General features: G+C 55.8%; 13 protein-coding genes. 9 read left to right on the top strand and 4 right to left on the bottom strand.

What is annotated here, in order from left to right; translation table 11 throughout:
* The first annotated feature begins 146 nt into the window (after positions 1-146).
* The 5 genes from C2U68_RS02250 (at position 147) to C2U68_RS02230 (ending at position 5,253) form a co-directional block, all read left to right on the top strand.
* Positions 147-389, top strand: coding sequence for a hypothetical protein (locus C2U68_RS02250; protein ID WP_140910883.1), 243 nt, complete (start codon positions 147-149; stop codon positions 387-389).
* A gap of 6 nt (positions 390-395) precedes the next feature.
* Entirely contained in the window at positions 396-734 is a 339-nt protein-coding gene (locus C2U68_RS02245; RefSeq protein ID WP_140910882.1) for an ArsC family reductase, read from the top strand.
* Entirely contained in the window at positions 734-1,861 is a 1,128-nt protein-coding gene (gene dapE / locus C2U68_RS02240; RefSeq protein WP_140910881.1) for a succinyl-diaminopimelate desuccinylase, read from the top strand. The genes C2U68_RS02245 and dapE overlap by 1 nt, the downstream gene beginning before the upstream one ends.
* A 270-nt stretch (positions 1,862-2,131) precedes the next feature.
* The gene (locus tag C2U68_RS02235) at positions 2,132-4,504 is read left to right on the top strand and encodes a CHASE domain-containing protein (protein WP_140910880.1); all 2,373 of its coding nucleotides are present in this window, start codon (positions 2,132-2,134) and stop codon (positions 4,502-4,504) included.
* Between the two features lie 17 nt (positions 4,505-4,521).
* Positions 4,522-5,253 (top strand): TIGR00266 family protein, encoded by a 732-nt coding sequence (locus tag C2U68_RS02230; protein ID WP_140910879.1) that lies wholly within the window; start codon positions 4,522-4,524, stop codon positions 5,251-5,253.
* 6 nt (positions 5,254-5,259) lie between these two features.
* On the opposite strand, the gene radC is transcribed toward C2U68_RS02230, so the two are convergent.
* Positions 5,260-5,934: a RadC family protein gene (gene radC, locus C2U68_RS02225; protein WP_140910878.1), complete on the bottom strand. Its 675-nt coding sequence runs from the start codon at positions 5,932-5,934 to the stop codon at positions 5,260-5,262.
* Between the two features lie 81 nt (positions 5,935-6,015).
* Between radC and coaBC the strand changes: the two genes are divergently transcribed.
* From coaBC to argB, 4 genes are read left to right on the top strand one after another with little or no spacing between them, the layout of a single operon-like run.
* On the top strand, positions 6,016-7,236 hold the full coding sequence (coaBC, locus tag C2U68_RS02220; protein ID WP_260839181.1) for a bifunctional phosphopantothenoylcysteine decarboxylase/phosphopantothenate--cysteine ligase CoaBC: 1,221 nt from the start codon (positions 6,016-6,018) through the stop codon (positions 7,234-7,236).
* Positions 7,208-7,663, top strand: coding sequence for a dUTP diphosphatase (gene dut / locus C2U68_RS02215; RefSeq protein WP_140910877.1), 456 nt, complete (start codon positions 7,208-7,210; stop codon positions 7,661-7,663). The genes coaBC and dut overlap by 29 nt, the downstream gene beginning before the upstream one ends.
* 12 nt (positions 7,664-7,675) lie before the next feature.
* On the top strand, positions 7,676-10,180 hold the full coding sequence (locus C2U68_RS02210) for a phosphomannomutase/phosphoglucomutase (RefSeq protein ID WP_140910876.1): 2,505 nt from the start codon (positions 7,676-7,678) through the stop codon (positions 10,178-10,180).
* 12 nt (positions 10,181-10,192) lie between these two features.
* Positions 10,193-11,086 carry an acetylglutamate kinase gene (gene argB, locus C2U68_RS02205; RefSeq protein ID WP_140910875.1) on the top strand — a complete coding sequence of 298 codons (894 nt, stop codon included), beginning with the start codon at positions 10,193-10,195 and terminating at the stop codon, positions 11,084-11,086.
* Here argB and C2U68_RS02200 read toward each other — a convergent pair.
* The 3 genes from C2U68_RS02200 to proC are packed head-to-tail and all read right to left on the bottom strand — an operon-like array spanning position 11,069 to position 13,497.
* Positions 11,069-12,076 carry a DUF4124 domain-containing protein gene (locus C2U68_RS02200; protein WP_260839180.1) on the bottom strand — a complete coding sequence of 336 codons (1,008 nt, stop codon included), beginning with the start codon at positions 12,074-12,076 and terminating at the stop codon, positions 11,069-11,071. The two genes, argB and C2U68_RS02200, sit on opposite strands and share 18 nt — an antisense overlap.
* Positions 12,077-12,094: 18 nt before the next feature.
* Positions 12,095-12,670 carry a YggT family protein gene (locus tag C2U68_RS02195; protein ID WP_140910874.1) on the bottom strand — a complete coding sequence of 192 codons (576 nt, stop codon included), beginning with the start codon at positions 12,668-12,670 and terminating at the stop codon, positions 12,095-12,097.
* The gene (gene proC, locus C2U68_RS02190) at positions 12,670-13,497 is read right to left on the bottom strand and encodes a pyrroline-5-carboxylate reductase (RefSeq protein WP_140910873.1); all 828 of its coding nucleotides are present in this window, start codon (positions 13,495-13,497) and stop codon (positions 12,670-12,672) included. The genes C2U68_RS02195 and proC overlap by 1 nt, the downstream gene beginning before the upstream one ends.
* Positions 13,498-13,553 lie beyond the last annotated feature (56 nt).

Raw genomic sequence — 13,553 nt, 5'->3', positions numbered from 1 at the left:
GCTCGACGGCAATGCGTTACAATGCGGCCAAATTCGATGGAGGCGGTACTTGCATGCATGCAACGACTATTGCCGGGTTAGCTCGGCGCCAATCCTAGCGGCCTCCTGCTCAGTTCTGTTCTTCCATTTCAACCTGCGAGCACACCATGCCAGAAAATATTTCGAATAATGCCTTGATCCTTGCGCTGCTGTCTTTGAACGGCGAAATCGCGATCCAGAAAGACTATTTGGAATCCGACGAGATTCCGGAAGACGAAGTGGCCGACGAGGAGGAAGTGTTGGACGATCTCGAACAAGCGTTTATGGAGTTCGTCGATGTCTACAAAGCCCGCGCGCAGGCCGATAAAAGCTTGCCTAGCCTGGACGAACTGTTGGCCGGCGAGGCATAACCGGCAATGAAGGTGTTGTACGGTATCAAGAACTGCGACACGGTGAAGAAAGCCAGAGCATTCCTGGATTCGCGCCGTATCGAGTACCGCTTTCACGATTACCGGGTGGACGGGCTGGAGCAGGCCTTGCTGCAAAAGTTCGTCGATGCGCTCGGAGTCGATGCCGTTCTAAACCAGCGCAGCACCAGTTGGCGCCAACTCGACGACGAGCAAAAACGCGACTTAACGCCTGAAAAAGCCGTGCAGTTGATGTTGGCAGTACCGACTTTGATCAAGCGTCCAATCCTGGACGACGGCCGACAACTACTGGTCGGTTTCAATCCCGAGCAATATCCCAGCGCATAATGACAGAAACGCTTTCCCTGCTGGAGCAACTGATTCGGCGCGAATCGGTGACTCCCAACGACGCCGGTTGCCAGGATTTGCTGGCCGAACGTCTCAGTAAACTTGGCTTCAACGACGAACGCCTGAATTTTGCCGATACCCAAAACCAGTGGCTGCGTCGCGGCAGCGAGCCGCCATTGTTTGTGTTTTTGGGGCATACCGACGTGGTACCGACCGGGCCGTTGGCGGCCTGGGATTCGCCGCCGTTCGAACCGACTATCCGCGACGGCAAGCTTTACGGTCGTGGTGCGGCCGATATGAAAGGCGGCATTGCCGCATTCGTCACCGCGGTTGAGCGCTTTATCGGCCAATATCCGCAGCACAAGGGTTCGATAGCGATCATGATGACCAGCGACGAGGAAGGCGCTGCCACGCACGGCGTCGTCAAAGTGGTCGAGGCGCTGGAGCAACGCGGCGAAAAGATCGACTGGTGCCTGGTCGGCGAACCTTCCAGCGATAAAGCTATCGGCGACGTGATCCGCGTCGGCCGCCGCGGTTCGCTCTGTGCCAAACTCACCGTATTCGGCATCCAGGGCCATGTGGCATATCCGGAATTGGCGGAAAATCCGATCCATACCTTCGCGCCGGCTTTGAAAGAACTGACCGAAGAAGTCTGGGATCACGGCAACGCGTTTTTTCCACCCACCCGGTTGCAGGTCTCCAACATCAACGCCGGCACCGGCGCCGAGAATATCATTCCGGGCCAAGCCGAAGTGCAGTTTAATCTGCGGTTTTGCACCGAGCTGGACGAAGCGACCATCAAAGCCCGTACCCAGGCTATTCTGGATAAACACGGCTTCAAATACGACTTGCAATGGCGGCTGTCGGGCAATCCGTTTTTGACGGCGCGCGGCGAATTGATCGACGCCACCCACGCGGCGATCGAAACCGTGTGCGGCTTTCAAACTCAGGACGACACCGGCGGCGGTACCTCGGACGGGCGTTTCATCGCACCCACCGGTGCCCAGGTCATCGAGCTGGGGCCGTTAAATGCCAGCATTCATAAAGTCAACGAGCATATCGGCCTGGACGATTTGGAAACGTTGAGCCGGATATACCAGCAGATTTTGGTCAATCTGCTGGTCTAGCCGGGCCTGCGCCGACTGGTCGGCACAACGAAAGAACGTTGTGCCGGACCTAGCCATGCTTCGAAAATCATATACTCTTAAATCCTGAAAATTTGCCGAAAATTCATTGGTGCCAAGCCGATACCGCGGCGTTTGTTTGATCGCAAAACGGGTCGTTGATTTGGTTACCGTCCGTCTGCCATGATGGTCGAAGCGCTGCGTGCGCTGGTGATTCGAGACAAGTCCTAGAAAACCACCCAATAAGCAGCTGATAAGGCGTGGGGGTATGCCATGGTAAGCTCAGTCGGGAAGCTTTCGACGTTGCGTTACCGGCACTATATGCCGGTGCTGTTGGTGCTATCGGTTTCGGCAGCGTTTTTATTTTTTGCGTGGCAAGCTCTCGAACGGCATTATCAACAACGACTTCGCGAATATTTCGAATTCGAAGTCGAGCGCATCACCTCGAATATCAGCGAACGCATGGCATTGCATGCGCTAACACTGCGGAGTGCGGCCGGCGTCTTTGCCGCCAGCAAGGAAGTGAGCCGCGCCGACTGGCGGGCTTTCGTCGAAATGTTGGGCTTGGACCAAAACCATCCCGGCGTGCAAGGCGTCGGTTACGCACAGTGGATTCCGGCGAATGAGTTGCAAAGTCATATTTTGCAGATTCGCAGCCAGGGATTTCCGGATTACGTCGTTGCTCCGGCGACTCCGCGGCCTCATTACAGCAGTATCGTTTACCTGGAGCCGTTCTACGGGCGCAATTTGCGGGCCTTCGGCTTCGACATGTTTTCCGAGCCGGTACGGCGCGAGGCGATGGAACGGGCGCGGGATAGCGGAGACTTGGCTTACTCCGGTAAGGTCACCTTGGTGCAGGATTCCAAAGCCAATCCTCAGGCCGGAATGTTGGCGTTTTTTCCGGTTTACCGTCATGGGAGCATTCCGCAAACGCCGGAACAACGCCGAATTGCCATCCAGGGTTGGGTCTATATACCTTACCGGATGAATGATTTGCTTCGGGCGATACTCGGAAAGCAATTGTCGGCGTTGCGGCTGGAAATTTTCGATTCCGACCGTGCCGACGCGGAAAGTTTGTTGTACGACAGTAGCGATACCCTCGATTTTCAGCAGCAAAGTCTCGGATTTGGCCATTTGCGTCTGGAGCGGCGGCTGGAGCTGGCGGGGAGGCATTGGACTTTGCGCTTCACCGAATTGGCCGGCTTCAGTAAAGCGAGTAAATTGGAACCGCCTTGGGGCGAATTTCTGGCCGCCGCGTTTATCAGTTTTCTGCCGGTATTTTTCTGCGCGGCCTATATCAAGGCCCGCCGCAGCAGTCTGATCGCGTTACATCTCACCGAATCCTTGAAACAAAGCGAACGTCGCTTCCGCAGTCTGTTCGAGAACTCGCCGGTGGCCTATATGGCATTGGACCGGCACGGTTGCCTGCTGGATGCGAATCCGCAATTGTGCGCATTGTTGGATTACCCGGGCGACGAGTTGATAGGGAAAAAATTGCCGGATTTTTTAGTTGACGACGCCGATGCCGGGGCCGATTTCGGCCTGAAACTGCAAATGTTGAACCATTACGGCGTGTTGGAGTGTGAACTGATGCTGCGCAGAAAATCCGGCGGTGCCATCACGGTGATATTGGACGGCCGCCTGCAAAGCCGTAAATCAGGGCCGGCGATCATTCACTGTATTTTGACCAATATTACCGAGCGTAAGCGCGCCGAGGGCAAATTACAGTTGGCGGCACGCGTGTTTGCCGATGCGCACGAAGGGATCACCATCACCGATGCCGACGGGATTATCATCGACGCCAACCCGACCTTTTGTGCGATAACCGGGTATCCGCGCGACGAAGTGATCGGCCGCAACCACAACTTCCTCAAATCCGGCAAACACGATGCCGAATTTTATAAAAACCTGTGGCAAACCCTGCAAACCGAGGGCTGTTGGCAGGGCGAGATATGGAACCGCAAGAAAAACGGGGAATTGTATGTGGAACTGTTGACGATCTCGGCGATGCGCAACCAGAAAGGTGAGGCGGTCAATTACGTCGGTTTGTTCTCCGATATTACCCAGTCGAAGTTGCATCAACAGGCATTGGAGGAGATGGCACATCACGACCCGTTGACACACTTGCCTAACCGAACCTTGTTTACCGACCGTTTTCAGCAGGCCATGGCACGCTGCAAGCGAGACAATTCCTTGCTGGGCGTGGTGTACATGGATTTGGACGGCTTCAAGCAAATTAACGATAATCTGGGCCACGAGGCCGGCGATCAGTTGTTGGTGGAAGTCGCGGCGCGGTTGCGGGCCGGCTTGCGCGAAGAGGATACCGTGTGCCGTTTGGGTGGCGACGAGTTTGCAGTGTTGATGTGCGGCGTCGAATCGAAGCAGCAGTGCATACAGGCGCTGGAGCGGATTCACCAGAACGTTGCCCGCAGCTACCCGATTGCCGGGCAGCAGGTACAAGTAGGGGTTAGTAGCGGCGTGACCATTTATCCTTACGATCCCAGCAATCCGGATTATTTGTTGCGGCATGCCGATGAAGCCATGTATATCGCCAAGCAACAGGGCCGCAATCGTTTCGAGTTTTATCAGGCCGGCTGCAATGGGGAGTCGGTGCAGCCCGATCAGGCGTTTTCCAATCAGAGTTGATTTTTTGCGGAGAGTTTATGAATTGCCACGAAGTTGATTACCGGATTGTCGGCCACGATATTCAGATGGTCGAAATCGAATTGGATCCGAACGAAACCGTTGTTGCCGAAGCCGGCGCGATGACCTATCTGGAACAGGATATCGAATTCGAAACCAAAATGGGCGACGGTTCCGGCGGCGTCATGGATAAGCTGTTCGGTATCGGCAAGCGCTTGTTGACTGGCGAATCGGTTTTTCTGACTCATTTCAGCAACCGCGGCGGCCAAAAACGGCAAGTGGCTTTTGCCGCACCGTTTCCGGGCACCATCATTGCGTTAAATATGGCTGAGTTGGGGCAGGAAGTGATCTGCCAGAAATCGGCATTTTTGGCGGCGGCGTTCGGTACCCAGGTCGACATCGCCTTCAACAAACGATTGGGCAGCGGTTTTTTTGGCGGCGAAGGTTTTATTTTGCAGCGCCTGCGCGGCGACGGGATGGCCTTCATCCACGCCGGCGGTACGGTGGTGCGTAAAGAATTGCGTAACGAAACCCTGCGGTTGGATACCGGTTGTCTGGTCGCTTTCAGCGGCAACATCGATTACAACATCGCCTTGAGCGGCGGCCTGAAAAGCATGCTGTTCGGTGGTGAGGGTTTGTTTCTGGCAACCTTGAAAGGCACGGGATCGGTTTGGATTCAAAGCATGCCGTTTTCGCGGTTGGCGGAACGGGTGTTAAGCCAGTATCGACCGCTAGGTCAGGATAGCCAATAAAGCCGGTTACAGCAGGCCGTGTTCGGCGAACGAGAACGGCGGACCGTCGCCGACGATGAAATGGTCCAACACCCGGATATCGAACAAACCCAGGGCTTGTTTCAGTTTCTCGGTAATCTGCCGGTCGGCCTGGCTGGGTTCGTTGATCCCCGAAGGATGGTTATGAGCGAATATCACCGCCGCAGCATGGTGAAACAACGCCCGCTTGGCGACTTCGCGCGGATAGACGCTGGCGCCGTCTATCGTGCCGCGGAACAATTCCTCCCATTGGATCACCCGATGCTGGTTGTCGAGAAATAGGCAAGCGAAAATTTCGTAACTGTGGCCGCGTAGTTGCGCGCTCAGGTAAGCGCGGGTGATATCCGGGCTGGTCAGCGCGTTGCCGCGTTGCAGAATTTCGGCAAAATGGCGGCGGGCCATTTCCAGCACCGCTTGCAGTTGCGCATACTTGGCGTCGCCCAGGCCGTGGCTCTGGCAAAATCGCTGCTGGTCGGCGCCTAGCAGCGCGCGCAACGAACCGTATTCGCTGAGTAGTTCCCGTGCCATATCCACCGCCGATTTACCGGCCGTGCCGGTACGCAAGAAAATCGCCAGCAATTCGGCATCTGTCAAGGCGCCGGCGCCGCGCTGCAACAGTTTTTCCCGCGGGCGTTCGTCGGCTGGCCAATTTTTAATGCTCATCAACTCGCTCCGGCCGTTAAGAAACGGTTTTAAGCGTAGAAGAATCGGACCGACTTTGCCATAATTCCTTAATTAGCCATTTTGGGGCGTGTTATTAACAAGCGAATTTTACTGGGAGTTTGCGGCGGTATCGCGGCCTATAAAGCGGCGGAATTGCTGCGCCTGCTGCGCAAGCAAGGCTGTGAGGTCAGGGTGGTGATGACCGCCGCCGCCGCCCGGTTCGTGGCTCCGCTGACTTTTCAGGCCCTGAGCGGACATAGCGTGCACAGCGAATTGCTCGATCCGGAGCAGGAACAGGCGATGAGCCATATCCATCTGGCGCGCTGGGCCGATCTGCTCCTGATTGCACCGGCAACTGCGGATACATTGGCCAAAATGGCGCACGGATTGGCCGACGATTTGTTGTCGACTTTGTATCTGGCCGCCGAATGTCCGGTTTACGTGGCGCCGGCCATGAATCAGGCGATGTGGGGCAAGCCGGTTACCCAAGAAAATATCGCTCGTTTGCAACAGCACGGAGTGACGATGATTGGCCCGGCCGCGGGCGAGCAAGCCTGCGGCGAGCAGGGATACGGGCGCATGGTCGAGCCGGCCGAAATCGTCCAAAGCGTATTGATTCAGTCCACTAGCGGTTTACTTGCCGGCCTGAAACTGGTGGTCAGCGCCGGTCCGACCCGCGAGCCGTTGGACCCGGTGCGGTTTATCAGTAACCGTAGTTCCGGCAAGATGGGTTATGCGTTGACCAAAGCCGCTGTCGCCGCCGGCGCCGATGTGACTTTGGTTAGCGGTCCGGTACATCTGCCAGCGCCGGCCGGCGCCAAATTCATTCAGGTCGAGACTGCATTGCAGATGTACCAAGCCGTGCTGAACGCTTGCGCTGATGTAGACCTTTATATCGGTGCGGCGGCAGTGGCTGATTATCGAGCCAAACAGGTCGCCGGGCGCAAACTGAAGAAAGGTGAAGCCGAAGGCAGCGTGATTGAGTTGGAAAAGAATCCGGATATCGTCGCCGCGGTTGCACGACTACTGCCCAGACCTTGGGTCGTCGGTTTTGCCGCCGAAACCGACGACCTTGAGAACTACGCGCTGGGCAAGCTGCACAGTAAAAATCTGGACATGATTGCCGCTAACTGGGTAGGGCGGGCCGAAGGCGGCTTCGATTCCGAGCGCAACGCCTTGCAGGTGTTCTGGCGGGATGGCCGAAAAACGCTGGAGATGGCCGACAAAACCAGTCTGGCGGTGCAGTTGTTGCAATTGATTGCCGAGAAAATGCATGAGAAAAATCCAATTAAAAATCCTTGATTCACGCTTGGGCGAGCAGATCCCGTTGCCGGCTTACGCCACGCCGGGTTCGGCCGGGCTGGATTTGCGCGCCTGTCTGGAACAGGCGTTGACGTTGCAGCCCGGCCAGACTGCATTGATTCCGACCGGTCTGGCGATCCATATCGACGATCCGCATTTGGCGGCAATGCTGCTGCCTCGATCCGGCTTGGGCCACAAACATGGCATCGTGTTGGGTAACCTGGTCGGTTTGATCGATTCGGATTACCAGGGCCAGGTGTTCGTGTCCTGTTGGAATCGCGGCGCTGAGCCGTTCACCGTCGAAGTGGGAGAACGCATCGCCCAAATGGTGTTCGTACCGGTTGCGCAAGTGGAATTCGAATGCGTTGCCGAATTCGATGCCAGCCATCGCGGTAGCGGCGGTTTCGGACATAGCGGTCGGCATTGATCGAGGGCAACCATGGGGCGCATATTCAGCATCGTCGCCGGCATTGCCGTCTTTATGGTCTTATTGGCCGGCGGCGGCGCATATTGGTTCTCGGCGGCCAAAGTTGCAGAGACGCAACAAGCCAGCGTTACAGCCGTAGCGAACGGCATGGCCGTCAGTTTGTCGACCCAAATCGACACCTTGCAACACGTTGTCGATGGCCTGGCACTAGCGCCGGACGTAATTGCCGTGTTCAGCCCCGAGACGCAGGATGCTGCAAACCGCATTAGCGTGGCAGCCAGATTGCAGAGCGTGATCCCGAACGCATTGAAAGTGCGTTTGCTGCCGGCGAATGTCAGCGAACCGGATTTGACTCAAGCACCGAACATGGGGTTTGCCGACTTGGAAATGGTCAGGGCGACGCTCGCCGCCAAACAAAAGCCGTCGGTGCAAGGCGAGGGCGAACACCGGCACCTGGCGATAACCAGCTTGGTCATTAAAGATCAGCAGCCGATCGGCGTGATACTGGTCAGTTTGAAACCTGATGCATTGCAATTGTTAATCGGCAAAACCAGTTTCAGCGGCGGTTTTGTCGAAGTTCGCCAAGACAGTGCCGTATTGGCCACTGCCGGCAATTCCGCTGCAAAACTTGACGATCCCCAGACCCTGCCGTTGCTTAACAGTCGCTGGCAACTGGATTTGTGGACAGGTGAAGCTACCGAGCCTGCCGATGTGGTGCTGTTTCTGTGCATTATCCTGATCCCGGCGTTGTTGGTGAGTCTGGCGTTTTTTATCGGTTACCGAAAGTTGGCCGACTATTTGCGGCACGACCAGAGCAGTATATTGAAGGCTGCCAAGGATATGATGACCGGCAAAAGTGCGGGGCATTACCCGGTGCAACTGGACGAGATGCGTCCGATCGTGTCCACCTTGGCCCAATTCAAACGCATTCTGGAACATGAAAAGCAACCCGAGAAGCCGGTCGAAGTCGACGAGGACTTCGATTTTTTCGAGGAATCGTTCGATATGGATTTTGTCGAGCCCTCAAAGTCTGCCGCGGCTGCGGACCAGTACGCCAGCGTGCCGATAGCGTTGTCCTCGGCGCCGGTTAGTCTGCCCGAGCTGACGCCTGCGGCCGAGGTAAAGCCTGCCAAGCCCGCGGTCAAGAGCGGCGATATTTTTAAAGCTTACGACATTCGCGGCGTAGTCGGTCGCGACCTGACGGCAGAAACGGTGCGGGCGATCGGCTTGGTGCTGGCGAACGAGGCTCGGCAACAGCAGGTCAGGACCATCGTGTTGGGCCGAGACGGCCGTTTGACCAGTCCCGAGTTAGCGGATGCCATGGCTCAAGGTTTGACAGCCGGCGGCTGCGATGTGCTCGACATCGGTTTGGTGCCGACGCCGCTGTTGTACTTTGTCGCTCACCACAGCGAAGGCGCTAGCGGCGTGATGGTGACCGGCAGCCATAATCCGAAAGAATACAACGGCCTCAAACTGGTTTTGAACGGCGAGACCTTATCCGGCGAAAAGTTGCAACAATTGAAACAGCGTCTGGAAGCAGGCGACTACAGCCAGACCGAGCCCGGCTCGATTCAACGCAACAGCCTGTTCGGCAACGAATATATCGGCATGATTACGGAAGATCTGCATCTGGTGCGACCGATGAAGGTCGTCGTCGATTGCGGGAACGGTGCGGCCGGACGGTTGGCGCCGATGTTGCTGAAAACCCTGGGTTGCGAAGTGGTCGAGCTGTTTTGCGAGATCGACGGCAATTTTCCCAATCACCATCCGGACCCCAGCAAGCCGGAAAACCTGAGCGACTTGATGTCTGCCGTCAAACATTACGCGGCCGATATCGGCCTGGCTTTCGACGGCGACGGCGACCGTTTGGGCGTGGTGGATTCGACCGGTAAAATTATCTGGCCGGACCGGCAAATGATGTTGTTTGCCCGCGATGTGCTGACGCATAAGCCTGGATCGGAGATCATTTACGACGTGAAATGCTCCCGGCATTTGCACGATCAGATTGTTAAACGCGGAGGTCGGCCCTTGATGTGGAAAAGCGGCCATTCGCTGATGAAAGCCAAGCTGAAAGAAACTGCGGCGGCCCTGGCCGGAGAAATGAGCGGCCATATATTTTTCAACGATCGGTGGTTCGGTTTCGACGATGCGCTGTATGCCTGCGCCCGGCTGGTCGAGATCCTTTCCAACGATATGCGAAGTAGCGGCGAGTTGTTTGCCGAGCTGCCCGACAGTATCAACACCCCGGAACTGCACGTGCCGGTGGCGGAAGGCGAAGGAGCCGGTTTGATGGAACGCTTGTTCGCTCAAGCCGAGTTCAAGGGCGGGAAAATCGTCAATATCGACGGTATGCGCGTCGAGTTTGCCGATGGCTGGGGCTTGGTCCGCGCCTCGAATACCACGCCGGTGTTGACCGTCCGGTTCGAAGCCGACACCCAGGAAGCGATGCAGCAAATTCAGGCGCAGTTCAGGCAACTGCTGCTGAAAGTGAATCCCGACCTTCATTTGCCATTTTAATTGTTAGAGACCATGAAAGAAAAAACCGCACACCAGATTGCCCACGTCCTGATCGAAGCCCTGCCGTACATTCAAAAATTCAAAGGCCGGACGGTCGTGATCAAATTCGGCGGTAATGCCATGGTCGACGATGCGTTGAAGCACAGCTTCGCGCGTGACATCGTGTTAATGAAGCTGGTGGGTATTAACCCTATCGTCGTACACGGTGGCGGCCCGCAGATCGGGAGCCTGCTGGGGCGGCTTGGCAAGACCTCAGAGTTTGTCGACGGTATGCGCGTGACCGACAGTGAAACCATGGACGTGGTGGAAATGGTTTTAGGTGGCTTGGTCAACAAAGAGATCGTCAATTTGATCAATCTGCAAGGCGGTAAGGCGGTAGGTTTGACCGGAAAGGACGGCAACTTCATTCACGCCCGCAAAATCAATATCACCAAAGCCGGCGCTTCGCTGGACGATGCGCCGGAAATCATTGATTTAGGCCATGTCGGCGAGGTCAGCAGCATTGATCCGGCGGTGGTGGAAATGCTGGGCAACAGCGATTTTATTCCGGTGATAGCGCCGATCGGTGTTGGCAAGGACGGTCATTCCTACAATATCAACGCCGATCTGGTGGCGGGCAAGGTTGCCGAGGTGTTGAAAGCCGAAAAGCTGATGCTGCTGACCAATACCCCGGGCATTTTGGATAAACAGGGCAACTTGCTGACCGGATTGACCTTGACCGACATCGACAACTTAATCGCTGACGGTACGATATCGGGCGGCATGATTCCGAAAACCCGCTGTGCGACTGATGCGTTGAAAGGCGGTGTCACCAGCGTCCATATCATTGACGGCAGGGTTGACCATGCCGTGTTACTGGAGTTGTTTACCGACCAGGGCGTCGGCACCTTACTGCTGCGCCGCTAATTGGGACTGGATAAACGGGGCGAACGCTTCGCGAATGGCTTGGGCTTTGGCGCTGGCGCACAGTTCCAAACCGAGGCTGGATTGGCGGCAGCGTATGTCGAGAAATATCTGGCGGACGTCGTTCCTTTCCAGTAGAGACGCCGACAGGCTCAGATCGGTATCGGTTTGCGGTGCCGCCCGCATGATCAGTTTTTCGCTTTCCACGTCTTGGCCGGTAGTGGAGTTGCTGGCGACAAATTCGCCGGCGATTTTCCAGGCCTTTTCGCATTGAACCGCATCTTCGCAGACGAACAAGCCTAGTTCGTTACTGGCGTTGCTGGCGGCTAGAGAGGATTTGTCGGTTTTCCCGGTTTTTTGCGATTGGGTCAAAAACTGAAAGCGGGCAACATCGGCTTTGAACTCTTTTTCGCTGTTTTGCCGTTCCAATTGGTGGCGTTGCAGATCTTGTTTGGCCGCGTCTATTTGTTGTTTGCTGGCGGCAATGTCGCCGAGTAGTTTGTCGGGCAATTTGCTGCCGCTACGTTCTAGATTGGCGGCCTGTTGTTGCTGTTGCCGTAATTGCGATTCCAGTAAATCGATGTTGCCCTCGATCACCTTACGCGCCGCATCGATCGCGGCTAATTTGTTGGCGATCGCTTTTTCCAAATCGTCGACGCTGCGGAAGGTGCTGAGTAAGACTTTATCGTTGGCCGCTTGTTTCGTGATGATCTTCTCCTGCTCCTTGCGCAGTTCGTCCAGGCGTTTTTGCTGGGTGAGTTGCTCTGCGGTTTTGGCTTTTTCTACCACATCCGTCACCCGTGCCTTTTCGTTTAGGGTTTCCCGTTTGTGCTGGACCTGATCGGGCGGAACTTGGTCGGAAAAATAAACGTTACCGCTGTCGTCGACCCAACGATACATTTTTTTGGCAAAGGCCGGATCGGCAGCCAACATCGGCATGACCAGAGCGAGCGCTAGCAGGATGCGTTTGGCGGTGTTGTTCGGTGTGCCCATATTTTTCGGCGATCCGACCTAGCCCAAGATCGTGGCCAGCTGATGTAATGGCGGTAATATCATCATTTTTGCCAGTTGCAACAACACCAGTGCTGCCAAAGGCGACAAGTCAATGCCGCCTAAATCGGGCAATACTCTGCGGCAAACGTTCAGCAGCGGTTCGGTCAAACTGTACAAGATCGATGAGGCGCTGCTGTAACTGCCCGCTGCGAACCAGCTCAGGATCGCTGCGGCAAAAATGGCGTAGACAAAAATGTCCAACAGCATTTTTACTAGGTCGGTAAACGACAGCAACAGCAAAGCGACTACGCTGATCGATAAACTCTTCAGTGCCAGAATCGAAAAATTGGCGATCATTTGCAGTACCAGAGCCAGAACCAGCGAGGAACTGTCGATACGGCCGATCGCCGGGATAAAGCGCCGCATGATCCTTAACGGCGGATGGGTGATTTTGACCAGAAACTGCGAAATCGGATTGTAAAAATCGGCTTGGGTCCATTGCAGCAAAAACCGCAAAGCGACCGCCAGGATGTAGAGCGAGAACAGGGTGTCGATCAAAAACACCAAGGGATCTGTCATGTAGTTACTGCCCATCAGTCGGCTCCGAGTTGTTTTGACATTTCAATCGAGCGGTCCCTGGCGGCATGCAGGGCTTTCGATACCAAATCGACGAAGCCGTGTTGCAGAAAGGTCTCGACGGCTCGCTGCGTTGTACCGCCTGGCGATGTTACTCGGGCCCGCAGTTGTGCCGGAGATTCGGCGGATTCCAGGGCGATTTTCGCCGCGCCCAACGCAGTTTGCTGAATTAATAAACGCGCGGAATGTTCGTCCAGACCCAGTTCCAAAGCGGCCTGCTCCATCGCTTCCATTAACAGAAAAAAATAGGCCGGGCCGCTGCCGGAGACGGCAGTAACGGCGTCGAGTTTGGCCTCGTCCCCGAACCATAACGTCAAGCCGACGGCGCGCAGGATGTTCTCGGCCAGGTCTTTCTGTTCCTCGTTGACTTGCGGATTGGCGTGCAATGCCGTGGCACCGGTTTGAACCAAAGCCGGGGTGTTGGGCATGCAACGGACGATGGCGGTGTTTGCGCCCAGCCATAGCGCCAAGCTTTGTTGACCGATGCCGGCGGCGATCGACACTACCAGAACGTTCTTTTGTTTCAGTTGCGGTGCGATTTGCAAGCAGACGTCTCGCAGAATCTGCGGTTTGACCGCCAGAACCACGACGTCGGCTTCGTTGGCGATATTAGCGTTATCGGCGGAAATATTGACGTGCAATTGATCGGCGTGGGACTTCAGGATGTCGGGAGCGGCATCGGATACCCAGATTTGCTGGGGCGAGTGGCCACTGGCTATCAGGCCGCGCATCAAGCTGGTTGCCATGTTGCCGCCGCCGATAAAGCCGATTGTTTTAGTGTTCATAGCTTACTGAAAAATAAATTGTATCGTGATGGAAACCGCTGTTGGCAGCGCATTCT

It is taken from the genome of Methylomonas koyamae (genome assembly GCF_006483455.1).
In the GTDB taxonomy this organism is placed as follows: domain Bacteria; phylum Pseudomonadota; class Gammaproteobacteria; order Methylococcales; family Methylomonadaceae; genus Methylomonas; species Methylomonas koyamae_B.
The sequence above is the reverse complement of the archived record's forward strand: the minus strand, read 5'-3'. Positions and strand labels throughout refer to the sequence as shown.